The 23,453-nt window shown below is 74.7% G+C and carries 21 protein-coding genes; 12 read left to right on the top strand and 9 right to left on the bottom strand.

All coding sequences use genetic code 11. From position 1 onward, the window contains the following. Window positions 1–123: 123 nt before the first annotated feature. Window positions 124–1,626 (bottom strand): phosphatase PAP2 family protein, encoded by a 1,503-nt coding sequence (locus ABZ354_RS00375; protein WP_358652191.1) that lies wholly within the window; start codon window positions 1,624–1,626, stop codon window positions 124–126. Between the two features lie 263 nt (window positions 1,627–1,889). Between ABZ354_RS00375 and ABZ354_RS00370 the strand changes: the two genes are divergently transcribed. After that, on the top strand, window positions 1,890–3,509 hold the full coding sequence (locus ABZ354_RS00370; RefSeq protein ID WP_358651341.1) for an ATP-binding cassette domain-containing protein: 1,620 nt from the start codon (window positions 1,890–1,892) through the stop codon (window positions 3,507–3,509). A gap of 72 nt (window positions 3,510–3,581) precedes the next feature. Here the strand turns inward: ABZ354_RS00370 and ABZ354_RS00365 are convergent, their stop codons facing one another. After that, the gene (locus ABZ354_RS00365) at window positions 3,582–4,694 is read right to left on the bottom strand and encodes a Vms1/Ankzf1 family peptidyl-tRNA hydrolase (protein ID WP_358651339.1); all 1,113 of its coding nucleotides are present in this window, start codon (window positions 4,692–4,694) and stop codon (window positions 3,582–3,584) included. An 85-nt stretch (window positions 4,695–4,779) separates the two neighbouring features. Between ABZ354_RS00365 and ABZ354_RS00360 the strand changes: the two genes are divergently transcribed. After that, a complete protein-coding gene (locus tag ABZ354_RS00360) occupies window positions 4,780–5,064 on the top strand; it encodes a DUF6158 family protein (RefSeq protein WP_358651337.1) in 285 nt (94 codons plus the stop codon). Between the two features lie 217 nt (window positions 5,065–5,281). Here ABZ354_RS00360 and ABZ354_RS00355 read toward each other — a convergent pair whose 3' ends face one another. The 4 genes from ABZ354_RS00355 to ABZ354_RS00340 all read right to left on the bottom strand — a co-directional run bounded on the left by ABZ354_RS00355 (window position 5,282) and on the right by ABZ354_RS00340 (window position 9,376). Further along, window positions 5,282–5,824, bottom strand: coding sequence for a type 1 glutamine amidotransferase domain-containing protein (locus tag ABZ354_RS00355; RefSeq protein ID WP_358651335.1), 543 nt, complete (start codon window positions 5,822–5,824; stop codon window positions 5,282–5,284). Between the two features lie 286 nt (window positions 5,825–6,110). Then, window positions 6,111–6,578, bottom strand: coding sequence for a CBS domain-containing protein (locus ABZ354_RS00350; RefSeq protein WP_358651333.1), 468 nt, complete (start codon window positions 6,576–6,578; stop codon window positions 6,111–6,113). A gap of 147 nt (window positions 6,579–6,725) precedes the next feature. Beyond that, window positions 6,726–7,118 (bottom strand): DUF2795 domain-containing protein, encoded by a 393-nt coding sequence (locus ABZ354_RS00345; protein WP_358651331.1) that lies wholly within the window; start codon window positions 7,116–7,118, stop codon window positions 6,726–6,728. 464 nt (window positions 7,119–7,582) lie between these two features. Continuing rightward, window positions 7,583–9,376, bottom strand: a complete 1,794-nt coding sequence (locus ABZ354_RS00340) for a thiamine pyrophosphate-requiring protein (RefSeq protein ID WP_358651329.1) — start codon at window positions 9,374–9,376, stop codon at window positions 7,583–7,585. Between the two features lie 420 nt (window positions 9,377–9,796). Here ABZ354_RS00340 and ABZ354_RS00335 point away from each other — a divergent pair, with 420 nt between their 5' ends. The 4 genes from ABZ354_RS00335 (at window position 9,797) to ABZ354_RS00320 (ending at window position 14,875) form a co-directional block, all read left to right on the top strand. Then, the gene (locus ABZ354_RS00335; RefSeq protein ID WP_358651327.1) at window positions 9,797–10,591 is read left to right on the top strand and encodes an RNA polymerase sigma factor SigF; all 795 of its coding nucleotides are present in this window, start codon (window positions 9,797–9,799) and stop codon (window positions 10,589–10,591) included. A gap of 275 nt (window positions 10,592–10,866) precedes the next feature. Next, window positions 10,867–11,799 (top strand): hypothetical protein, encoded by a 933-nt coding sequence (locus ABZ354_RS00330; RefSeq protein ID WP_358651325.1) that lies wholly within the window; start codon window positions 10,867–10,869, stop codon window positions 11,797–11,799. A gap of 653 nt (window positions 11,800–12,452) precedes the next feature. After that, window positions 12,453–13,700 (top strand): aminotransferase class I/II-fold pyridoxal phosphate-dependent enzyme, encoded by a 1,248-nt coding sequence (locus tag ABZ354_RS00325; protein WP_358651323.1) that lies wholly within the window; start codon window positions 12,453–12,455, stop codon window positions 13,698–13,700. Then, entirely contained in the window at window positions 13,697–14,875 is a 1,179-nt protein-coding gene (locus tag ABZ354_RS00320; RefSeq protein ID WP_358651321.1) for an MBL fold metallo-hydrolase, read from the top strand. The genes ABZ354_RS00325 and ABZ354_RS00320 overlap by 4 nt, the downstream gene beginning before the upstream one ends. Before the next feature lie 357 nt (window positions 14,876–15,232). Here the strand turns inward: ABZ354_RS00320 and ABZ354_RS00315 are convergent, their stop codons facing one another. After that, the gene (locus ABZ354_RS00315) at window positions 15,233–15,880 is read right to left on the bottom strand and encodes a VTT domain-containing protein (RefSeq protein ID WP_358651319.1); all 648 of its coding nucleotides are present in this window, start codon (window positions 15,878–15,880) and stop codon (window positions 15,233–15,235) included. Next, entirely contained in the window at window positions 15,877–16,650 is a 774-nt protein-coding gene (locus tag ABZ354_RS00310; protein ID WP_358651317.1) for an MBL fold metallo-hydrolase, read from the bottom strand. Before ABZ354_RS00310 ends, ABZ354_RS00315 begins: the two co-directional genes overlap by 4 nt. An 83-nt stretch (window positions 16,651–16,733) precedes the next feature. On the opposite strand from ABZ354_RS00310, the gene ABZ354_RS00305 reads away from it, so the two are divergent. From ABZ354_RS00305 to ABZ354_RS00295, 3 genes are all read left to right on the top strand, one after another. Next, window positions 16,734–17,171, top strand: coding sequence for a hypothetical protein (locus tag ABZ354_RS00305; protein WP_358651315.1), 438 nt, complete (start codon window positions 16,734–16,736; stop codon window positions 17,169–17,171). 124 nt (window positions 17,172–17,295) lie between these two features. Next, entirely contained in the window at window positions 17,296–19,401 is a 2,106-nt protein-coding gene (locus tag ABZ354_RS00300; protein ID WP_358651313.1) for a phage holin family protein, read from the top strand. A 197-nt stretch (window positions 19,402–19,598) separates the two neighbouring features. Beyond that, window positions 19,599–20,027, top strand: coding sequence for an OsmC family protein (locus tag ABZ354_RS00295; RefSeq protein ID WP_358651311.1), 429 nt, complete (start codon window positions 19,599–19,601; stop codon window positions 20,025–20,027). Between the two features lie 132 nt (window positions 20,028–20,159). Here the strand turns inward: ABZ354_RS00295 and ABZ354_RS00290 are convergent, their stop codons facing one another. Continuing rightward, window positions 20,160–21,029 (bottom strand): helix-turn-helix transcriptional regulator, encoded by an 870-nt coding sequence (locus ABZ354_RS00290; protein ID WP_358651309.1) that lies wholly within the window; start codon window positions 21,027–21,029, stop codon window positions 20,160–20,162. Between the two features lie 187 nt (window positions 21,030–21,216). Between ABZ354_RS00290 and ABZ354_RS00285 the strand changes: the two genes are divergently transcribed. The 3 genes from ABZ354_RS00285 to ABZ354_RS00275 all read left to right on the top strand — a co-directional run bounded on the left by ABZ354_RS00285 (window position 21,217) and on the right by ABZ354_RS00275 (window position 23,420). Next, a complete protein-coding gene (locus tag ABZ354_RS00285) occupies window positions 21,217–21,525 on the top strand; it encodes a 4a-hydroxytetrahydrobiopterin dehydratase (RefSeq protein WP_358651307.1) in 309 nt (102 codons plus the stop codon). Between the two features lie 5 nt (window positions 21,526–21,530). Then, window positions 21,531–22,280: a class I SAM-dependent methyltransferase gene (locus tag ABZ354_RS00280; RefSeq protein WP_358651305.1), complete on the top strand. Its 750-nt coding sequence runs from the start codon at window positions 21,531–21,533 to the stop codon at window positions 22,278–22,280. Between the two features lie 222 nt (window positions 22,281–22,502). Next, window positions 22,503–23,420 carry a class I SAM-dependent methyltransferase gene (locus tag ABZ354_RS00275; protein ID WP_358651303.1) on the top strand — a complete coding sequence of 306 codons (918 nt, stop codon included), beginning with the start codon at window positions 22,503–22,505 and terminating at the stop codon, window positions 23,418–23,420. The last annotated feature ends 33 nt before the right edge of the window (window positions 23,421–23,453 follow it).

Here is a 23,453-nt window from a genome sequence, read left to right as displayed (position 1 = left end):
AGCCGTGCGGCGGGACGCGGCCGGCGCGCGGCAGCCCGGCCGGCCTCCCGCCGAGGTGACCCCACGATAGATCCGCGCACCGCATCATGAGACGGTCGTATCAGTACATGGACCCGTGAGGTGTCATCGGGCACCGTGCAGAGGCCGGTAGACGACGAGCGCCTCCGGCAGTTTCTCCAGCGTCACGCTCCCCTCGACCTCGGTGACCTCCCCGTCGTAGGCGAGGAGCGTGCCGGGAGCGAGGCCGTCCAGGCGCAGCCGGCCCACCTGCACGGCGGCGTGCGCGGGGGAGCGGGTCAGAGGGCCGGCCAGGGCGGCGGCGAGCAGCCGGGCGGCGGGCTTGCTGCCGCCGTGCACCACCCGCACGTCCAGCTGCCCGTCCGCCATGTCGAGACGGCGCCCGGGGGCGAGACCCATACGGTGATAGGTGCCGTTCCCGGCGAACAGCAGCCACAGCGGCCGGTGGCGGCCCTTCACCTCCACCTCCAGCGGGTGCCGCCCGCCGCGCAGCACCCGCCACGCGGCGAGCATGCCGGCGGGCCAGCTGCCGATGCGGCGCGACCAGCGGTCCCGCTCCTGGACCAGCTCGGGGTAGACGCCCAGGCTGCACGTGTTCACGAAGACGCCCCGCTTGTCGCCGCACGTGAACCGGGCGACGTCGACCCGCACGGCGTCACCGCGCAGCAGCGCGGGGGCCAGGTCGCGGGCGTCCTCGACACCGAGGTCGTACGCGAAGTGGTTGAGGGTGCCGCCGGGCAGTACCGCGAGGGGGACGCCGTGCCGCAGGGCGATCCCGGCGGCGGCGTTGACCGTGCCGTCGCCCCCGCACACCCCCAGGACCACGGCACGGGTGACGGCCTTCTCCAGCTCGGTCCGTACGTCCGCCGCCTCGCACTCGACGATCTCGGCGCGCGGCAGGGCGTCCCGCAGCGCGCGGACCCGTTCGGCACTGCCCGCGGCGGTGTTCGCGACGAGTACCAGCCCGGCGCCCTCCGGCAGCGCGGGCGCGTCGGCGCGGGGGCGGGCCGGCGGGGTCAGCTGGGCGCGCGTCGGCACCAGCGCCCGTACGGCGAACGCGGCACCCGCGCCGAGGGCGGCACCGGCGAGGACGTCGCTGGGGAAGTGCACACCGGTGTAGACACGGGACAGGGCGACCGACGCGGCCACCGGGCCGACCGCCGCGCCCCACGCCGGGGACTCCAGGGCGACACCGGTCGCGAAGGCGGCGGCCGACGCGGCGTGACCCGACGGGAACGACGTGGTGATCGGCTGCCGCTTCAGCTGCCGGACCACCGGGACCGCGTCCAGCAGGGGGCGCGGGCGGCGCACGGTGCGCTTGCCGAGCGTGTTGACCGTCAGGGACGCCAGAGCCAGGGAGACGAGCCCGCGGGCCGCGGCACGGCGGGCCCGGGGGGTGCGCGTCGCGGCGACCGCGCCGGCCACGGCGAACCAGAGCACCCCGTGGTTGGCGCTGCGGCTCAGCCGGGGGAGCACCCGCTCGGCGCCGGGCCAGTGCAGGGCCGCCGCGACCTCGAACAGGCGGCAGTCCAGGGCGAGGACGCTGTCCCGCAGGGCGGAGAGGCGGCGTCCGGGTTTCGGGGCGGTGAGGTCGACGTCCGGGGTCATGGAGAGCTTGTACCCGGCGATACCGATTTCCTGCGCGGCGTCCGCGGGGCGGGGGTAGAAGCGCCGCGCCGCTGCCCGGAGCCGGGTGATCGCGGTGCGGGTCACACGGCCCGGCGGGTACGGGACGCCGACCGCGCCCCCTCCTCCCGCTCTCGCCGACCGCCCGGCCGGGCGGCCCGCGTCGCCCGGCGGCACGACTGCCCGCACCGGGGGCGGGGGAATCGGATTGCCCCCCGGCCCCCGTGCCCCACAGAATCGGGCCCATGGGTCATCTCGAAGCCGCGCATCTGGAGTACTTCCTTCCCGACGGGAGGGCGCTGCTCGGCGACGTGTCCTTCCGGGTGGGGGAAGGCGCCGTCGTGGCGCTCGTCGGGCCCAACGGCGCCGGCAAGACGACCCTGCTCCGGCTGCTCGCCGGGGAGCTGAAACCGCACGGCGGCTCCGTCACCGTCAGCGGCGGCCTCGGCGTGATGCGGCAGTTCGTCGGCTCCGTACGGGACGAGACCACCGTCCGTGACCTCCTCGTCTCCGTCGCCCCGCCCCGCATCCGTGCGGCGGCCCGCGCCGTCGACGCCGCCGAGCACGGCATCATGACCGTCGACGACGAGGCCGCCCAGATGCGCTACGCGCAGGCCCTTTCCGACTGGGCCGAGGCCCAGGGCTACGAGGCGGAGACCGTCTGGGACATGTGCACCACCGCCGCCCTCGGCATCCCGTACGACAAGGCGCAGTGGCGCCAGGTCCGCACGCTCTCCGGCGGTGAGCAGAAGCGGCTCGTGCTCGAGGCGCTGCTGCGCGGCACCGACGAGGTGCTCCTCCTCGACGAGCCGGACAACTACCTCGACGTCCCCGGCAAACGCTGGCTGGAGGAGCGGCTCCACGAGACCCGCAAGACCGTCCTCTTCGTCTCCCACGACCGGGAACTCCTCGCCCGCGCCGCCCGGCGCATCGTCTCCCTCGAACCCGGCCCCGCCGGTGCCGACGCCTGGGTGCACGGCGCCGGTTTCGCCACGTACCACGACGCCCGCCGCGAACGCTTCGCCCGCTTCGAGGAACTGCGCCGCCGCTGGGACGAGAAGCACGCCCAGCTGAAGAAGCTCGTCCTGAATCTCCGTCAGGCCGCCTCCGTGAGCCACGAGATGTCCTCGCGCTACCAGGCGGCGCAGACCCGCCTGCGCAAGTTCGAGGAGGTGGGGCCGCCGCCGGAGCCGCCGCGCGAACAGGACATCCGGATGCGGCTCAAGGGAGGCCGCACCGGTGTACGCGCCCTCACCTGCGAGGGCCTGGAGCTCACCGGCCTGATGAAACCGTTCGACCTGGAGGTCTACTACGGCGAACGCGTCGCCGTACTCGGCTCCAACGGCTCCGGCAAGTCGCACTTCCTGCGTCTGCTGGCCGGCGAGGACGTCGCGCACACCGGCCGGTGGAAGCTCGGCGCGCGCGTGGTCCCCGGCCACTTCGCGCAGACCCACGCCCACCCCGAACTCCGGGGCCGCACCCTCCTCGACATCCTCTGGAGCGAGCACTCCCAGGACCGGGGCGCCGCCATGTCCCGGCTGCGCCGCTACGAGCTGACGGGCCAGGCCGAGCAAACGTTCGAACGGCTGTCCGGGGGCCAGCAGGCCCGGTTCCAGATCCTGCTGCTGGAGCTGGCGGGCGCGACGGCCCTGCTGCTGGACGAGCCGACGGACAACCTCGACCTGGAATCGGCGGAGGCGCTCCAGGAGGGCCTGGAGGCGTTCGACGGCACGGTCCTCGCGGTCACGCACGACCGCTGGTTCGCCCGCGCCTTCGACCGCCACCTCGTCTTCGGCAGCGACGGCCGGGTCCGGGAGACCCCGGACCCGGTGTGGGACGAACGCCGCGTGGAGCGCGCCCGCTGACCGCCCCCTGGCCGACGGGTCGCGCGGGACCTGGGCGTTTCTGGCGGGCCGGGCGGGCCCGCCGGGGGGCCGTCAGGACCAGCGCAGCAGCGCCCCCAGGCCGCCCACCGGCGCCTCCTGCTCCGTCGCCGGCGCGGCCGTGACGCACAGCGCGGCGGCGTCCGTGGCGACGGCCGAGCGGATCAGCGCGTCGTCGGCCCGGGCCGGCCAGGAGTGCTGCTCACCGAGGGTCTTCAGCTCGGTCCGGCGCACCGCCAGCTGGTCCGGCTCCGCACCGATCCACACCTCACGGTGCGCGTCGGGCCCGTCGGGCCGCACGAGCAGCTCGTCGATCCGGTGCTCACGGGCCGCCTCGACCAGCGCCGGCACGCCCTCCACCGCCCCGGCACGCCCCTCGGCGTCCGGGGTGCGCGAGGCGAGGAAACGCTCCATTTCGGCGGCGGCGCGCAGTCGTACGTGCTCCGCGCGGGCCTGCTCGACGTCGTCGTCGAGCAGCCTGCTGCCGGTGCCGTGCGGCGCTTCGACGACCAGGTCGTGCAGCCGCTGCGGCAACCGCTCGTGCACCGACCGCCGCTCCCGGTCGTCACCGACGAGAATCAGCAGGTCGGCGCCGGTCTCCTCCTGGCACACGGCGAGCGCGTCGGCGATCTCGGCGGCATTGTGCTCCCAGGTGTTCTCCACCCGCAGCTGGAAGTGCCGCTCGGACCAGTCCACGGTGCTGGTGCGGTGCACGGGCCACTGCCGCCCGGTGACGCCGCCCGCGCCCTCGCTGCCCAGCGCGCTGCGCAGCTCGAAGTCGGCGCCCTTGCGGTCGACGTAGGCCACGACACAGACGGGGTCCTCGCCCGCCAGCTCCAGCAGCGGTGTGACCCGCGGCAGGGGTGCCCACTTCGCCCAGTCGCGCTGCGGGGCGCGGGCCAGCCGCGGATCGAGGACGACCTCGCCGGCGCGGGCGAACACGGCCCGTCCGTGCGGTTCGGAAGAATGCCGCAGATCCTCGATCGCGCTCTGCACGGCCCGGCAGGTCGCGTCGTCGGCGCCCTGTTCCGAGAGGTCCCGGGCCATCGCCCGGGCGGTCAGTTCCCGCTCGTGGGGGGTGTCCTCCGTGTGCCGGGAGGTGTCGACGTAGACCGAGGCCCACGGGCCGGGCTGTTCGTAGAGTGGATGCAGAAACGCGAGATCCATGGTTCCCTCCCGGATGCCGCTCGGGGGTGGTGCTCAGGACGTCGGTGCTCGGTGCTCACTGCTCCCCGGCGGGTACCCGGACCGCATGGACGAACACGACGAGCGGCACAACGAGCCGGACAACGAGCGGGGCAGCACCATGACCGGAGTCGACCCGGGGCGGCTGGACGAACAGCAGCTGATGAAGGAGCTCGAGACCATTCACCGCACGCGCCACGACACGCTGCTGTACGGCTCGAACGACGCGCTGCGGGCCCACAACGACCGCATGGCGCGACTGGAGGGCGAGTACCTGCGCCGCCATCCGGAACGCCCCGTCGCGGCGGGCCGCACCCGCGAGGGCGCCAGGGAACGGACGTCCGGCGCCTGACCCCGGCGGCCTCACGCACGCGGGCGGGGACCCGAGTTTCCCCGGAGCCCCGCCCGCCGCCCGCACGCCCCCCTCGGCCCCACGCGCCCTTCGCCCGCACGCGCCCCTCGCCCGAACGCGCGCCCGAACGCGCGCCCGAACGCGCGCCCGGCGGCCGGCGTGCCGGAGGACCGGGTCAGCCCGTCTCCCCGGTCGCCCGGCGTGCTGGAGGAGCGGGTCAGCCCGCCTCCCCGGCGAACACGTCCGGGTACGTCTCGCAGAACGCCTTCAGGTCGTCCGGCTTGCGGCTGGTGACCAGTTTGTTCGGCCCGTGGTCGCACACCGTCACCTGCTCGTCGATCCAGGTGCCGCCCGCGTTGCGGATGTCGGTCCGGAGGCTCGGCCAGGAGGTCAGCACCCGGCCGCGTACGACGTCCGCCTCGACGAGGGTCCACGGCGCGTGGCAGATCGCGGCGACCGGGCGGCCCTGCTCGAAGAAGTCCCGCACGAACGCCACGGCCGTGTCGTCCATGCGCAGGAAGTCCGGGTTGGCGACGCCGCCCGGCAGGACCAGCCCGCCGTAGGAGTCGGCGGACGTCTCGCCGACGACCTCGTGCACGGGAAACGTGTCCGCCTTGTCGAGGTGGTGGAACGCCTGTACCTCCCCGGACTGCGTCGACACCAGCACGGGCTTGTGTCCCGCGTCCACGGCCGCCTGCCACGGATCGGTGAGTTCGACCTGCTCGACGCCCTCGGGTGCGGTCAGAAACGCGATACGCATGATGGTTCAACTTCCTCTCGTGCCGTGTGCCTTCGTGCGTGTGCCATGTGCCCTGTGCCACGTGCCCTGTGCCGTGTGCCTTCGTGGCGTGCGGGTGTGCGGGTGTGCGGGTGTGCGGGTGTGCGTGTGTGCGCGGGCCGGCTTGCGGCGCCGCCGGTCGGTCCGGAGGCGGCACGAGGCGACGCATCCCCGCCCGTACGGCAGTGCCACCGGATGCCGGCTCGGCGAGCAGTGTGACGGGGGTGCGCGCTCGCAGCCGTACGGATCTCCCTCGCCCGGCCCCGGCTCACGGACCACCCCGTGCGCCGGGCTCGGCCCCGGCGTGCGGGGTGGCCCCGGCGTCCGGCTCGGCCCGGCTGATGTCGGCCAGTGCCGAACCGGGGTCCTCGCTCTCGGCCAGGTCGCCGAGGCTGACCATGCCGACGGGCAGCCCGTCCTCCACCACCGGCAGCCGCCGTACCGCGTGCTTCCGCATCAGCGCGACCGCCGCCGGCACCGGGTCGTCCGGCGCGACGAGCAGCGGATCGGGCGTGCACACGGCGCGGGCGCTCACCGTCTGCGGGTCGGCCCCGGCCGCGACGGCCCGTACCGTGATGTCACGGTCGGTGAGCATCCCCACGACCTCCTGGCCGTCGGCCACCACCACGTCGCCGATGTTCTGCGTGCGCATCAGCTGCGCCGCCTCCACGACGGACGCGTCCGGGCGGACGGCGACCACGCCCGGCGTCATCACGTCCCTCACGAACTCAGCCATCACTTCTCGAAAGCCCTTCTCGCGTGCGCGTAGGCGTGTGTCTCACGCGTGCGCGTAGGCGTGTGTCGCGGTCGAGCGCCGTTGAGCGCGGTGGGCGGGGGTGTCGTACGGGGGCGGCACCCCCGTCCTCCCGGGCCGGTCCGTTCCCTACGGCCGGTCCCGTCGGCCGCCGCCCGTGAGCGCTTCGGCGAGCTGCTGGACGGTGCCGTAGCGCTCGGTGCGCGGCAACCGTGCCACCTGCTCGACCAGCGCGTCCTGGGCATGGCCGTCGCGCAGGGCGCGGCTCAGCGCGGGCGGGTGCGCGGGGAAGGCCCCGCGGTTCAGGTGCCGGGCCAGCTCCAGCCGGACCGACTCCAGGGAGCTCGGCGCGCGGCTCGGGGTCACGGGCCCGGCCGTCACCTCCGGATCGTCCTCCGCGGCCGGCTCGGGGTCGTGCCACTCCTCGGTGCGCGTGGGGTGCCCGGACCTCAGCAAACCCTGCAGTTCGTGCTTCATCTCGTCGTCGCGGTGGCGGCTCAACCGGTCGCTGCCTCGCTGCATGTCTCCCTCCAGACGTTCGGGGGCGTGCACCGCGTACCCGAACCGGGGGAGCCGACACAGCCCGACCCGCCCCCGAGCGAAACAGCCGCAACTCGGACGTCAGTACGGGTGCGGGGGGTTTGCGGCATTCGGGGCGGGAGACCCGCCCGAGGCCCCCCGCGCCCGAACCCTCGGGGAAGGACGGACCATGGCGATCCTCGCTGTGTTGATCCCGTTTCTGATGCTCGGTGTGGTCCTGGCACTCGGCCGGTACGAGGAATTACTCCTGCCCGACGCCCACGCCCACGCCCACGCCCACGCCAGGCCTGGGCCCGAACCTGCCCACGCGCGGTCCTCCGCGCCCCGCGCCCACGCCAGGCCCGGGCCCGAACCTGCCCACGCGCGGTCCTCCGCGCCCCGCGCTGCCTCCCGCGCCGCGCCCCGCACAGCTTCCCCCCGTGCCGCGCCCCGCGTCGCGGGGCCCGTCACTTCTCCCGGTGCGGCAGGAACTCCTGCACCTTCGCCTTGAGTCCCTGCCTGACCATCGCGCCGCGGTCCGCGTCGCCCTTCAGGATCGAGGCGGCCGTCGCCTCCATCTGCTCCCACGTGGCGTGCGGCGGGACGGGCGGCACGGCCAGGTCGGTCAGGAACTCGATCACGGCGGGACCGTCGGCCTCCAGACCGGCCCGCCAGCCCGCCTCCACGTCCTCCGGCTTCTCCACGCGTACGCCCGTCAGGCCGAGCGAGCGGGCGAACGCCGCGTACTGCACGTCGGGCAGCTCCTGCGACGGCACGAAGGACGGGGCGCCCTCCATGGCCCGCATCTCCCAGGTGACCTGGTTGAGATCGTGGTTGTTCCACACGGCCACCACCAGCCTCGGGTCCTCCCACAGGTCCCGGTACTTCGCCGCCGTGACCATCTCCGCCAGGCCGTTCATCTGCATCGCGCCGTCCCCGACCAGCGCGATCACCGGCCGGTCCGGGTGAGCGAACTTCGCGCCGATGGCGTACGGCACCCCGCAGCCCATCGTCGCGAGCGTCCCCGACAGCGAACCGCGCATCCGGCCACGCATGGTCAGGTGCCGCGCGTACCAGTTCGCCACCGAGCCCGAGTCCGAGGTGACGATCGCGTCGGACGGCAGCAGCGGGTCCAGGGCACGTGCCACGTACTCCGGATTCACCGGGTCAGCCGACAGGTCCGCGCGCCGCGCCATGACGTCACGCCAGCGCGTCACGTTCGCGCACACCGTGTCGAACCACTCCCGCCCACGCCCCGACTCGATCAACGGGATCAGCCGCTGCAGCGTCTCCCTCGCGTCGCCGACCAGATTCACCTCGTACGGGTAGCGCATCCCCACCATGTGCGGGTCGATGTCGATCTGCACCCCGCGCGCCTTGCCGAACTCCGGCAGGAACTGCGAGTACGGGAACGACGAGCCGATCGTCAGCAGCGTGTCGCAGTCCCGCATCAGCTCGTAGGACGGACGCGTGCCCAGCAGACCGATCGAGCCGGTCACGTACGGCAGTTCGTCGCTCAGCGCGTCCTTGCCGAGCAGTGCCTTGGCGACGCCCGCGCCCAGCAGGCCGGCGAGCGTCTCCACCTCGGTCCGCGCCCCGGCCGCGCCCTGCCCGACCAGGATCGCCACCTTGTCCCCGGCGTTGAGCACCTCGGCCGCCCGCCGCACCGACTCGTCCGACGGCACCGACGTCCAGCCGCTGCTGTCCAGGCTGGAGGGCACCATCTTGAACTCGTGCGTGGGCGGCGAGTAGTCCAGTTCCTGCACGTCACCGGGGATGATGACCGCGGTCGGGCAGCGGCGCCCGTACGCCGTCCGGATGGCCCTGTCCAGAACGTTCGGCAGTTGCTCCGGGACCGTGACCGTCTCCACGAAGTCGGAGGCGACGTCCTTGTACAGCGCGTGCAGGTCCACCTCCTGCTGGTACGAGCCGCCCATCGCCGAGCGGTGCGTCTGGCCCACGATCGCCAGCACCGGCACATGGTCCAGTTTCGCGTCGTAGAGGCCGTTGAGGAGGTGGATCGCGCCGGGGCCCGACGTCGCCGCGCACACCCCGAGCCGCCCGCTGAACTTCGCGTACCCGACCGCCTGGAACGCGGACATCTCCTCGTGCCGCGACTGCACGAACCGCGGCCGGTTGTCGGCCCGGCCCCAGGCGGCGAGCAGGCCGTTGATGCCGTCACCCGGATAGCCGAACACGTGCTCCACCCCCCACTCGCGCAGGCGCTGCAGGACATGGTCGGAGACCTTGGTGCTGCTCATGGGGATCCTCCCGGACGGAACGCGGGCGTGGTCGGAGACGCGGGCAGTGACTCCACGCATCCATGGCTCCACGAATCCACGGCTGTACGAACCCACGGCTCCACGAATCCACGGCTCTGAGCCACGGCTACGGCTCTACGGAGATGGTCACGGATCTACGAAAACGACTACGGATCTACGGCTTCACGCGTCACCGAGTGACCGTGTGCGCCGCCGGAAAACCTGCGCCCGTGTTTGCGCCGAAGGCGCGCGGGCAGGCGAAGGTCACAGTGCTTCGGACAGGAGGCACGCCCCGTGGGAGCGGCTCTCGCCCGCCCCGGCGCGCCCGTCCGGTCATACCGTCCGGCACGTCGCTGAGCCCGGCTCCCGCGGTGACCGCCCGTCCAACTCATAGCACCCGCAAGGGAGTTGAGAGGCACCATGTCGACCCGAGCCAGCGCGAGGCACCCGTACGACGACGCCCCCGACACCGCCGACGACTTCCGCACGCTCGCCACGCTCCCCGCCGGACCCGAGCGCGACGCCCTCAAGGACCGCATCGTGGAGGCCTGGCTGCCCATGGCCGAACGTCTCGCCGGCCGCTTCCGCAGCCGCGGCGAGAGCATGGACGACCTGCGCCAGGTCGCCGCCCTCGGCCTGGTCAAGGCCGTCGACCGGTACGACCCCGACCGCGGCCACGCCTTCGAGAGCTACGCGGTGCCGACCATCACCGGTGAGATCAAGCGGCACTTCCGCGACCACATGTGGACCCTGCACGTACCGCGCCGGGTGCAGGACGTGCGCAACCGCGTCAGGTTCGCGCTCCAGGACCTGTCCGCGAACCTCTCCGGGCGCCGCCCCACCGTCGCGGAGATCGCCGAGCACGCCAACCTCAGCGAAGAGGACGTCAAGGTGGGCCTCGAGGCGCTGGAGAGCTTCACCGCGCTGTCCCTGGACGCCGAACTGCCCGGCAGCGAGGACGGCTACAGCCTCAGCGACGCCCTCGGCGCGCCCGATCCGGCACTGGACACCGTCGTCGACCGCGAGGCCGTCAAGCCGCGCCTGGCCGCCCTGCCGGAACGCGAGCGGGCCATCCTCTACATGCGGTTCTTCGACGACATGACCCAGAGCCGGATCGCCGAGCAGCTGGGCATCTCGCAGATGCACGTCTCCCGCCTGATCAGCCGCTGCTGCGGACGGGTGCGGGAGCAGGTGCTGCGGGACGCGGGGCAGTAGCGGCGGCTCGGGGTGCCTCCTCTGCGGTGCCGCCCCCTGCGGCGCCTCCCGGCGGGGGCCGCGGGCGCATGCGGCGCGTCACCCGTTCGGGTGCGTTCCCGGGAGTACGTCCTCGCTGAGCACGCGGCGTCACCCGCCCGGGTGCGCCCGTCCCGCCAATGGGTCAGGCGGCGCGCGGCGACGCGCCCGGCGGGCTGTGATGGCAGCGACAGGCGCGACCACCGCGCCCCGCAGCAGTCGCCCGCCCGCAGCCGTCGCTCGAAGGAGCCCGCCCCATGCGCCGCACCGCTCGCGCCCTGTCCGTCGCCGTCCTGGCCGGCGTCGCCCTCGGCGGCCCCACCGCGGTCGTCCGGGCGGACCCGGACACGGACCCGGGCGTGAACCCCGCCGCGAGTACGGCCCGGCATCCGGACACGGACTCGGACGCGGACCGGGCCGCGAGTACGGGTCTGGATCGGGGTACGGATCCGGATGCGGACCTCGCCGCGAGTACGGGTCTGGATCGGGGTACGGACCCGGATGCGGACCCGGCCGCGAGTGCGGGTCTGGATCAGGACACGGACCCGGCCGCGAGTACGGCCCGGGATCAGGACACGGACCCGGATGCGGACCCCGCCGCGAGTACGCCCCCGGATCAGGGCACGGACCGGGGCGCGCACCCGGCCGCGGAGGTCAGTCCCGCGACCGTCCACCCGGGCGGCAGTGTCACGGTCTCCGTCTCCTGCGGCCCCGTCAAGGAACCCGCGCCCAAGACCATCGAAGCGACCTCCGACGCCTTCGTGGACGGTGTCGCCGAACTGCGCCGCGTCCCCGGCGAAGACCACGGCGCCGGGCCCGCCTACCGCGGCAGCGCCCGTATCGCGCCGGCCGCCGACCTGGACGCCGGGGCCGGCCCGGACTCCGAGTGGACCGTCGACGGCACCTGTCCGGCACCCCGAGGGACCGAGGGCGAGCCATGGAGTGCCGCGTTCACCGTGACGCCCGGCGGCGGCACCCCCACCGCGCCGCCCGGCGGGCAGCACCCGTGCCCACCTGAGCGTGCGGACTCCTGCGGCGACGCCGTGATCCCCGGTGGCGTACGGGCCGGCCAGGGCGGCACCTTCACGGACTCCGTCCCGGTCCTGGCCGTCGGCGGCGTCTGCTTCGCGGCGGCGCTGGGCGGCGCGGCGTACCGACTGCGGCGCAAGCGGCCGGTCACGGAGGCGTGACGGGGCTGCCGCACCGGGCCGGCCGACAGCCGACGGCTGGTGACTGAGGGCCGAGGACCGGTGGCGGGCAGTTGGAGGACCGGTGATCGCTGGAGGACCGGTGATCGGCAGCCGGGGTATGGCGGTCGGCGGTCGAGGACCGGCTCATGCACCGGTGACCCGCGGCCCGGCGGGCCGGGGTGGGGCGAGCCTGATCCCGATGCCTCCGAAGACTCCGGTGCCTCCGTATCCGACGCCTCCCGGCGTGCCTCCCGACCAAGGCGCTCGGGCCGGTGTCACTTCGCCGTCGGCGGAATCACGCGGGCGGGCCCATGGGACCGGGTCCTCGTGGGTACCCGGCTTGCGCAGATACGACCCCTGACCCCTGACCCCGACCCCCGACGCACCACGACCGGCGACCGGCGACCGCCGGCACGAACCGAACCCTACGCCCCGCCGACGGGCCCGCCGTCGGCCCGCCGAACGCAGCACGCCCCCCGCCGGACCCAACTCGGACCCGCTCACCCGGCCCCGCCACCGCCCCGTCGGCGCCGGCCCCGCGGCGCACCCATCCGTCCACCACCGGCACCCGTCCACTCACCGCACCCGCGCGGATGGCACCCGCACCCGCGCGGATGCCTCCCACCCACCCACACCCCCACCCGGAGGTACGGATGTCGCGGACGGCCCTCGAAGGCCATGGCCCCGTCCGCTTCGGGCCGCCGTTGCCCGACGACGGGCTGCCGGTGCTGCCCGAGGCCGCCGAGGTGCTGGCCGCCGCCGCGCACCGCGCCGAGGCGGAGCCGGCCGGCGGGGGAGCGGCCCTGCGGGAGGCGGCCTGCGGCTACTGGGCGCGGCGCGGCCTGGCCGCCGACCCCGGGCAGGTGGCCGCAGCCCCCGGCTCGCCCGCCCTGCTGCTCGCCCTGACCGCCGCCATCGGCGGCGACGTACTGGTGCCGCGCCCCTGCGCCGCGTGGTGGGCGCCGTACGCGCGGCTGCTGGGGCGGCCCGTCTTCCACGTGCCGACACCGGCCGAGTGCGGCGGCCTCCCCGACCCGTACGCGCTGCTGGAAACCGTTCGCCGGGTGCGTGAGGAGGGCGGCGACCCGCGGCTGCTGGTGCTGTCCGTCGCCGACGACCCCACCGCCACCGTCGCACCGCCCGAGGTGCTGCACGAGACGCTGGAGGCGGCCACCGGCGAGGGTCTGCATCTGGTCAGCGACGAGACCTGGCGCGACACCCTGCACGCGCCGCGCGACACCGTGCTGTTCAGCCCCGCCGAGATGCTGCCCGAGCAGGTCACCGTCGTCACCGACCTGGCGGGCGCGCTGCTGCCGCCGGGCTGGCCGGCCGCGGTAGCCCGTTTCCCCGCGGGCGAGGGCGGGGACGGCCTGCACGCGCGTGTGCTCGACGTACTCACCGCGCTCGGCGCCCGCGTCGCCGCCCCGGTCGCCGCGGCCGCTGTCTACGCGCTGGGCGAGCCCGGGCCGGTCACCGCGCGGGTGGCCGGCGCCGTACGCCTGCACGCGCGGGTGGCCGCCGCCGTGCACGCCACCGTCGTAGGCGCGGGCGCCGTGGCCAGGCCCCCGCAGGCCGGCCGGCACGTGTACGCCGACCTGACCCCCCTGCGCGCCGCGCTGTCCGCGCGGGGCGTCGGCGACGCGCAGGAACTCGAGGACTTCCTCGCGGTGCGGCTCGGCACGCCCGCGCCCGGCGGGCACCGTTTCGGCGACGATCTGGGGGCGCTGCGCGTGCGCCTGTCGACGGGTCCGCTGCTCGGCGGCTCCGACGCCGAACTCGAGAACTGCCTCAGAACGGCTGAACCGTTCCAACTGCCGCACCTGGAACGCGCGATGATCCGTCTGAAGGCGGTCTTCGACGATCTCCGCGCCGACGCTCAGCGATGGGAGTCTCCCCGATGACGCAGCAGTCCGAGTCGACCACCACGAGCACGAGCGCCCGAAGGTCCGGCCTGCCGACGGCACCGGCGTCCACCCCACATCCGGCGTCCCCCACGCCCCCGGCGTCCACCACAGCTCCGGGACCCGTCGCGCCTCCGTCCCCACCCCCGCGCGCGGACCCCCCGCCCGCGGACCCGCCGCTCGCCGAGCCCCGGCCGCCGGGGGAGCGGCGCGTGTGGCCCCGTACCTTCCACGACCGGCTCACCGCGCCGCTGCCCGGCCTGAAAGCGGTCGCGCGCTTCGCCCGGGAGGGCGCCGTACGACCCGGCCGCGCAGGCCTCGCCGACATCCCGCGCCTGCCCTACGAACCGGGCCCGCTGCCCCGCGTGGACGCCCGCACCGTCGCCGTGACCTGGGCGGGGCACGCCAGCTGGGTGCTGCGCGTCGGCGGGCTCACCGTCCTCACCGACCCGGTCTGGTCCCGCCGCATCCTCGGCACGCCGGCCCGCATCACCCCCGTCGGCGTCGCCTGGAGCGCCCTGCCGCGCGTGGACGCGGTCGTCATCAGCCACAACCACTACGACCACCTGGACGCGCCCACGCTGCGCCGGCTCCCGCGCGACACCCCGGTGTTCGTGCCGGCCGGGCTGGGCCGCTGGTTCGAGCGGCGCCGCTTCACCCGCGTCACCGAGCTGGACTGGTGGGAGGCGGCCGAACTGGACGGAGTGCGCTTCGACTTCGTCCCCGCCCACCACTGGTCCAAGCGCACCCTCACCGACACCTGCCGTTCCTTGTGGGGCGGCTGGGTGCTCACCGCGTCCGACGGGCAGCGCGTCTACTTCGCCGGGGACACCGGGTACGGCCACTGGTTCTCCCGCATCGGCCGGCGCCATCCGGGCATCGACCTCGCGCTGCTGCCCATCGGTGCGTACGACCCGCGCTGGTGGCTCAGCGACGTGCACTGCGATCCGGAGGAGGCGGTCCGGGCCTGCCAGGACCTCGGCGCACGCCGTATGGCGCCCATGCACTGGGGGACGTTCGTCCTGTCCGCCGAGCCGGTCCTGGAGCCCCTCACGCGGGTGCGTGCCGCCTGGGAGAAGGCGGGCCTGCCCAGAGAGGATCTGTGGGACCTGCCGGTGGGCGCGTCCCGCGTCCTGGAGCACACCCGGCGCACGGAGCGCCCCCGCCACGGCTGACGCGTCCCCGCTCCCCCTTCCCGCGCCTCGGCGCCCAGTGCCCAGCCCGCAACTTCCGCCCCCCGGCCACGGCCACGGCTGACGCGTCCCCGCTCCCCCATCCCGCCCCTCGGCACCCAGCGCCCAGCCCGCAACTCCCGCCCCTCGGCCTCCCCGCCCCCGCCCACGGCCGCATTGCTCTCGCCCACGGTGCCGGCTGCCCCGCTCTCGCCCGCGACCTCAGCCGCACCGCCCCCGCCCACGACCTCGACGGGGACGCCCCGCCCGCACCGCCCCCGCCCACGACCTCGACGGCCCGCCCGCACCGCCCCGCCCCGCCCACGACGGCGGCCCGCACCGCCTCCGCTCGCGGCCGCCTCAGCGCGACCGCGCCGACATCCGCCGCCACACGCCCGGGGTCGCGCTGATCAGCAGGGTCAGCGCGACCGCGGCGGCCACGCCCTCCCACGGCTCCGGGAACAGCGAACCGCCGAGAATCCCGATCAGCTGGTACGTCACGGTCCACGCCAGGCACGCCGGGAAGTTGCCGCGCGCGAACCGCCTGAGCGGCCAGCGCGCCATCAGGCAGGCCAGCATCACCGGGATGCGGCCGGCCGGCATCAGCCGGGACAGCACCAGCACCGCCACCCCGTGCCCGGCGAGTTTCTCCTGCGCCCGCGCCAGCCGGTCCTCGGGCGCCCGCGACCGGATCGCCTCCAGCCAGCGCGAACCGTTCTTCGAGCCCATCCCGCGCCGCCCCAGCCAGTACAGCGCCACATCGCCGAGGAACGCCGCCAGCGACGCCGTCACGAACACCAGCGCCAGCGAGAACCACGCCGTCCCGTGGTGCACGGCGACCACGGCCGCCGAACTCACCAGCGCGCCCGTCGGCACCACCGGCACCAGCGCCCCGATCAGGACCAGCAGGAACAACGACGGATAGCCGATCGCCCGCTGCGTCGACTCCAGCGGCACCGGCGTGGCGGCAGCCGCCAGCAGGACCGTCGAGGCGCCCGGCAGACTCACCGCGCCTCACCGGGGCGCACACTCGCGCCGTGTTCCAGCCGGTGCACCGCCACCTCGGGCGCCCGCAGCGCCGCCAGCCGCGCGAACTCCTGACCCGGCGTGTGGAACTCGTGGGGGCGCACGGCGTCCATGCCGATCGGCCAGTACGTGCCGTAGTGCACCGGCACCGCGCTGCGCGGCGCCAGCCGGACCAGCGCCTCCGCCGCCCGCCCCGCGTCGAGATGCCCCTCACCGAGGCAGGGCCCCCAGCCGCCGACCGGCAGCAGCGCCACGTCGACCGGCCCGACTTCCTTCGCCATCGCGTCGAACAGCCCGGTGTCCCCGGCGAAATACGTCCTGGCCTCGCCCTCGACGACGAACCCGAGCGCGGGGGCGCGCTGCGGCCCGAACGGCAGCCGCCGCCCGTCGTGCCGCGCGGGCACGGCCCGTACGACGATGTCGCCGACCCGCGTCACATCGCCGGGCGCCACCTCCGTCATTCGCAGGTGTGTGAGCCGGCGCAGCCCCGGTACCGCCCGGGGTGCGCCCCGGGGCACGAGCAGGCGCGTGCCCGGCGCGAGCCGCGCGAGCGAGGGCACGTGCAGATGGTCGGCGTGCAGGTGGGACACCAGCGCCACGTCCGCGTGCCACGCGTCGGCACCTGGCAGCCCACCGCGCCGACGGCGCAGATGAGCGAGCCGGCGTGCGAACAGGGGATCGGTGAGGACGCGTACGTCCGAGTCCTCGACCGTGCAGGTGGCGTGACCCCACCAGGTGATCTCCACCGGCACTCCTTTGCCTCCTCCGCGCGCCTCCCCCGAAGCCTACGGGCAGGAGTAGGGTCGGCGGCGAAATCGGAGGTGAGGGGGACGCCATGGGACAACTGCGGGGCTTCCCCGGCGGATCGGCCACGGCACCGGTCCGCGTGACGGCGATCGCGAGCCTGACACCGCTGGAGGAACTGGACGCCGATCCGTTCCTGGTGGACTCCCGCAGCCAGTACGCCATGTGCGCCCGCTGGGCCGCCGAACAGGGGTACGTCGTCACCCGGGAACTCCTCGTGCGCGGCCTGCGCCCCGACCACGGCGCGCTGTGGGACGGCGTCCGCCCCGGCGCCGACCTGTTCGTCGCGCCCAGCCGCCGCGTCCTGGAGAGCGCGCTCGCCTCCGTGGAGGAGTTCACCGCCGAGTGCGCGCGGCGCGGGGTGCGGGTGGCGACCGTGGAGCACGCCGAGCCGTCGTACGACGCGGAGATGAAGGCACGCGTACACCGCCGCCTGTCCATGCCGACCGCGGGCTACGACGGCCGCTGACCACCGGCTGCTCCATTCCATTCCGTCCGCTCGCGGGCGGCACGCGGGGACGCATCGGCCCTTCCCGGCGTTGTGACAGTGTGGGCGGGGGCCCGCACCGAGGACGGGCCCGGGGACATGAGGTGTGCGTGGCGTGCGTGAGGGGCGGTGGCGGCGGATCGCCAGCCAGATCGGGCGGAGCGTCGCGGTATGGGCGGTCTCCACGGTCACCATGCTCGTACTGGCGGGAATCCTGCCGGACTTCCAGCTCCAGTCGGCCGACGGGGACAGCGCCACCACGATCGCCGTCACGGCGGCGCTCGGCGCGGGCGCGTTCGGTCTGCTGTCCGCGCTGGTGTGGCCGCTGCTGGTGCGGCTGCTGCTCCTGGTCCCGGCGTGGATCCTGGGCCTGCTGGTGTTCTTCCTCAACGGCGCCCTGCTGCTGGTCGCCCTCGACCTGAACCCGGCCGAACGGGGCGCCGCCGCCCCGGAGACCGCGGTCGTCGTGGCCGCCGTGATGTCCGCCGTCGCCTCCGCCACCGGCGGTGCCCTCGCCGTGCGCGACGACGACGCCTACCGGCGCCGGCTGTACCGGCTCGCCGACCGCCGCCGCAGGAGAACTCCCCCGCCCAGCGCCGCCGGGCACGGCACGGTCTTCCTGCAACTCGACGGCGTCGGCCACGACGTGCTCCTGGACGCCGTCGGCAAGGGCCTGATGCCGACCGTCGCCCGCTGGCTGGACGGTGGCGCCGGCCGCGGCCCCAGCCACCGGCTCACCCCCTGGCGCACCGACTGGTCCAGCCAGACCGGCGCCAGCCAGCTCGGCATCCTGCACGGCAGCAACCACGACGTTCCCGCCTTCCGCTGGTACGAGAAGGACACCCGCGAGGTGATGGTCTGCAACCGGCCGACCAGTGCCGCCGAACTCCAGCGCCGCGCCGTCGGGTACGCGGGCCACCCGGGCCTGCTCACCGGTGACGGCGCCAGCCGCGGCAACCTGTTCGGCGGCGGCGCGGACGAACAGGCCCTCGTGCTGTCCATCGCGACCCGGCGCCGCAGACAGACCCGGTCCCGGGCGGGCTATTTCGCGTACTTCTCCGACCCGGCCAACGCCGTCCGCACCGCCCTGTCGTTCGTCTCCGAGGTCGGCCGGGAAATCGGCCAGTCCACCCGCGCCCGCCTCCGCAAACAGCGCCCCCGCGTCTCGCGCGGCGGCCTCTACCCCTTCGTCCGGGCCTTCGCGACCGTCGTCGAACGGGACGTCGTGGTCGCCGCGGTGATGGGCGACATGCTCGCCGGCCGCACCGCCGTCTACGCCGACCTCGTGGCGTACGACGAGGTCGCGCACCACTCCGGGCCGATGAGCCGGGACGCGGAGAAGGTCCTCGGCCGCCTCGACCGTTCCCTGGCGCTGATCGAGAAGGTCGCCGAGCACGCGCCGCGCCCGTACCGCGTCGTCGTGCTGTCCGACCACGGACAGAGCCCCGGAGAGACGTTCCGCGCCCGCTACGGCCTCACGCTGGGCGACCTGGTCAGGGCGGGCTGCGGGCTGCCCGTGCCGCGCCACGCGCGCCGCACCCGCAGTGGCGCGGAGGCCCGCGCGGCGGTGCGCGCCGCGCTGCGCATCCCGGTGGAGGAGGCCGGCGAGCAGTACCGTCCGTCGCGCCGTTCCGAGCCGATCGTGCTGGCCTCGGGCAACCTCGGCCTGATCTCCTTCCCCGACGTGCCGCACCGCATGACCAAGGAGGAGATCGAGGCCCGTCACCCGGCGCTGCTCACCACGCTCGCCAACCATCCCGGCATCGGCTTCCTGCTGGTGCGCAGCGAACGGTACGGCGGGGTGGTGCTCGGCGCGTCCGGCGCGGAGGTCCCGGTGGCCGAACTCGACGACGCGTCAGGCCCGCTGGCCGGCTTCGGGCCCGGCGCCGCTGCCGCCGTGCGGCGCACGCACACCTTCCCGCACACCGCCGACATCATGGTCAACTCCTTCCACGACCCGGCCGACGGGGAAGTCCTCGCGTTCGAGGAGCAGATCGGCTCGCACGGCGGCCTCGGAGGTGCCCAGCAGAAGGCGTTCCTGTTGTCGCCGCTCGCACTGTCCCCGCCGGTCGCCGCCGGCGAGGACGGCGTGCACCGTGCGAGCGGCCCGACGGGCGCCGAGCAGGTGCACCGCATCCTGCGCCGCTGGCTGCGCGAAGCCCGCGACCACGCGGCGCAACTGCCGGGAGCACGCGAGGAGAACGCGGCGTGAGACCGTCGTACCGAGCAGTGCGGAAGTCGCGCACCGGGCCGTGTGCGGCGGCCGTACCGGGTCACGCCGGACGGTCGCGCCGGGAGTCCGCTCGCGCTTCACTCGCGTGCACCGGTCTTCCAGGTGCGTCCCGCCCGAGTGTGATCGGATGGGGGATCACGAACCCGGAAACGGGCTCACACGCGAAAGGACTAATCGTGGCCACCACGCGCTCCGCACACACCGTCTGGGAAGGCAGCCTGCTCGAGGGCAACGGCGTCGTCACCTTCGACTCCTCCGGCGCCATCGACGCGCAGCCGGTGACGTGGGCCTCCCGCAGCGAGGAACCGAACGGGAGGACCAGCCCGGAGGAGCTCATCGCCGCCGCACACTCCAGCTGCTTCTCGATGGCGTTCTCGCACGCTCTCGCCCAGGCCGGCACCCCGGTCACCAAGCTCGTCGCCTCGGCGGACGTCACCTTCCAGCCGGGCGAGGGCATCACGGGCATCCACCTCACCGTGGAGGGCACCGTGCCGGGCCTGGACGAGGAGGCGTTCCTCGCCGCGGCCGAGCAGGCCAAGGTCAACTGCCCGGTCAGCCAGGCCCTGAAGGCCGTCCCGATCACCCTGACGGCCAAGCTCGCCTGACCCGGCGCACGCACCGCGGCGCGCGGCCCGTCCACCCGGCGGGCCGCGCGCCGTCGCGTCGCCGTGGCCGTGGGGAAGACGAAGCAGACGCGGTGTTCCAGCACCCCGGGGGTGCGTGGGGAGAGCCGCCGCTCAGTAGATCTCGCGGTACTTCCGCAGGACATCCGCGGTGCCCTGCCTGGACGCGGCGCGCGTCGACATGTGATCCAGGACTTCGAGGTGCACGGACACCTCCGCACGGGTGTCCAGGTACAGCGCGCCGGTCAGGTACTCCGAGACGACCATGTCGGGCAGCTCCGGCTCCCCGAACCGGAACAGCGTGAACGGCGCGTACGTCCCCGGATGAGGGCCGCTCGCGAACTCGGCCACCTGCAGCGTCACCCGGTCCTCCTCGACGAACTCCAGCAGCCGGTCCACCTGTTCCCGCATGACCGAGCCGTCCTCGCCCACCGGGCGTCTGAGCACCGTCTCGTCCATGACCACCCACAGGTGCGGCGGATCCGGCCGCCGCAGCAGCCGCTGCCGCTCCATGCGCAGAGCCACATGCCGGTCGATCAGGTCCGGACCGGACGGACCCTGACCGATCGTGCCGTCCTCCAGGACGGCACGCGCGTACGCCTCGGTCTGCAACAGCCCCGGCACGAAGTGCGGTTCGTACCCGCGGATGACCCGCGCGGCACCCTCCAGGCTGACGTACAGGCTGAACCAGTCCGGCAGCACGTCGTGGTAGCGCTGCCACCAGCCCGGCCGGTTCGCCTCCTCGGCCAGCGCGACGAACGCCGCGACCTCTTCGTCGGACACGCCGTACGTCGTCAGCAGCACCTGCACGTACGGGATCTTCAGCGTGACCTCGGCCGTCTCCATCCGCCGCACGGTCGCGGCCGTCACCCGCAGGACGCGGGCCGCCTCCTCGCGCCTGAGCCCGGCCGCCTCCCGCAGTTCCTGCAGACGCTTGCCGAGCACCACCTGGCCCACGGTGGGCGCGGGCCGCCGCTCACTCACCGCCACGCCTCCCCTACGCGCCGAAAAAATACGCGTGCAGTGTGACACGGCCCGCCCGCCCGTCCCAGAGGGGGTCTCGAACCGGGCGCCCCGACCCGCCCCGCACCCGGCCCCGTACACCAGGGTTCCTCCCCCTGGTGTGTGGCAGGCTGAGGCCAGATCCCCGCACCACGGAAGGAGCGCGGCCATGTCCGTCGTACCGCTGTCGCAGGAGCAGATCGAGGAGTGCCTCGGCGAGCTGCCGGGCTGGACGCTCCAGGGCGACGGCCGCCTCAGCCGCACCTACCGGCTCGGCACGCACTTCGCGGCGACGGCCATGGTCGTTCACATCGCGCAGGTGCAGGACGAGCTCGACCACCACTCCGACCTCACCCTCGGCTACAACACGGTGTCGCTCGCCGTGCACACCCACAGCGCGGGCGGCGCCGTCACCGAGAAGGACGTCGAACTCGCCCGCAGGGTGGAGGACCTCGCCCCGGGCCACGGGGCACACTGAGGCGCGTGCTCGACTACGAGAGGGAAGCCGAGGGCTACGACGCCTCGCGCGGCGGGGAGCCCCGGGCCGCCGCGGCGGCCGAAGCCGTCCTCGGTCTCGTGCCGCAGGGCGCCCGACGCCTCCTCGACGTGGCCTGCGGCACGGGCATCGTGACCCGCCGGATCGCGGCCCTGCGGCCCGCGCTGCGTGTGACCGGCGCGGACCTCACCCCCGAGATGGCCCGCCGCGCCGCAGGCCGCCTGCCGGGCGCGGTCGTCCTCGCCGACAGCCGCCGACTGCCCTTCGCCGACGGCCGATTCGACGCCGTCAGCACCGTATGGCTGCTGCATCTCGCCGACCACGCCGACGACGTGCGGTGCATCGTCCACGAATGCGCCCGCGTGCTGCGGCCCGGCGGCGTGTACGTCACCACCGTCGACAAGGCCGCCGCCCACGACGTCGGCAGCGACATCGACGCCGTCCTGTCCTCACGCCCGCCCCGCCAGGCACGCGACGCCGCCGCGGACGTCGAGGCGTACGCCGCCGAGTGCGGCCTCGCTCCCGCCGGGCGGGCCCGTTTCCCGGGGCACGGGCAGGGCCGCAACCCGCGCCGCACCATGTCCGACCTGCGGCGCGGCTGGTTCGTCAAGCTGCCCCCGGGCCACCCGCGCGCCGACGACTACGCCGCCCGTCTGGCAGCCCTCCCCGATCCGGACCGCCCCCGCCGGGACCCCGTCTTCACGCTCCGCGCGTTCACCAGGAACCCCGGGGGATGAGCGGCGCGGGGACGCGGGAAGAGCACGGGTGGGGCGCAGAACGCGTACCCGCCGCTGTCCTGACCCCGCGACCCGCCGGTGCCCGGTCTGCGCGGACCCGCCGCACCGGCCCCTTCCGGAAACCGCACATACGCGGCCCCTTTTTGCCGTGGCGGCAACAGCGGTGGCCTTTCCGCGGTGCGTCGGCGCACGCTGGCGAGACCCGAAGGAGAGGCTGACCCCATGGCGCACGACCACCACGACGGGCACAGCGACCGGCACGGCCGTCACGCCCACGGCGCGGACCACCACGCGCACGCCGACATCGACTGGGCCGACATGGCCCCGCTGCTGGAGTCCCAGGCGGAACTGTTCACGCCGCTGTACGAGAAGGCCCTCGCCTGGCTGGGAAAGGAGGTGACCGAACCGGGCCTGATCGTCGACGCCGGCAGCGGCCCCGGCGTACTGGCCTGCCTGTTCGCGGAGACGTTCCCCGCCGCCCGGGTCGTCGCCGTCGACGGCTGCGAACCCCTCCTGGAGCGGGCCGGGGCGCGCGCCGCCCGCGAGGGCAGCGCCGACCGCTTCGGCACCCTGCACGGCGAACTGCCCGGTGTCCTCGCGGAACTGGACTATCCGGCCGACCTGCTGTGGGCGAGCCGCAGCATCCACCACCTCGGCGACCAGCGCGCCGCGCTCACCGCGTTCACCCGGCATCTCGCACCCGGCGGCACCCTCGCCGTCCTGGAGGGCGGCCTGCCACCGCGCTACCTCCCGCGCGACATCGGCCTCGGCCGCCCGGGACTCCAGGCACGCATCGACGTGCTGGAGGAGGAGCGGTTCACCGGCATGCGGGCCGGACTGCCCGGCTCGGTCGCCGAGACCGAGGACTGGCCGGCGCTGCTCACCGCGGCCGGCCTGAAGCACACCCGCACGCGCAGCTTCCTCCTGGACCTTCCCGCCCCGCTCCCGGACCGCGCCCGCGCCTACGTCGCCGCCACGCTCACCCGCACGCGCGACGTCTTCGGCGACGGACTCGACGAGGCCGACCGCGCCACCCTGGACCGCCTCCTCGACCCCGACGACCCGGCGAGCGTCCACCACCGGCGCGACGTCTTCCTGCTGGCCGCCCACACGGTCCACACGGGGGTACGGCCGGTGTGACGGGCCCCGCAACGCACGGGCGGCCCCGGACCA

Origin of the sequence: Streptomyces sp. NPDC005925 (assembly GCF_040638805.1) — a bacterium.
Taxonomy (GTDB): domain Bacteria; phylum Actinomycetota; class Actinomycetes; order Streptomycetales; family Streptomycetaceae; genus Streptomyces.
This window is presented reverse-complemented; position numbering and strand designations above follow the sequence as displayed.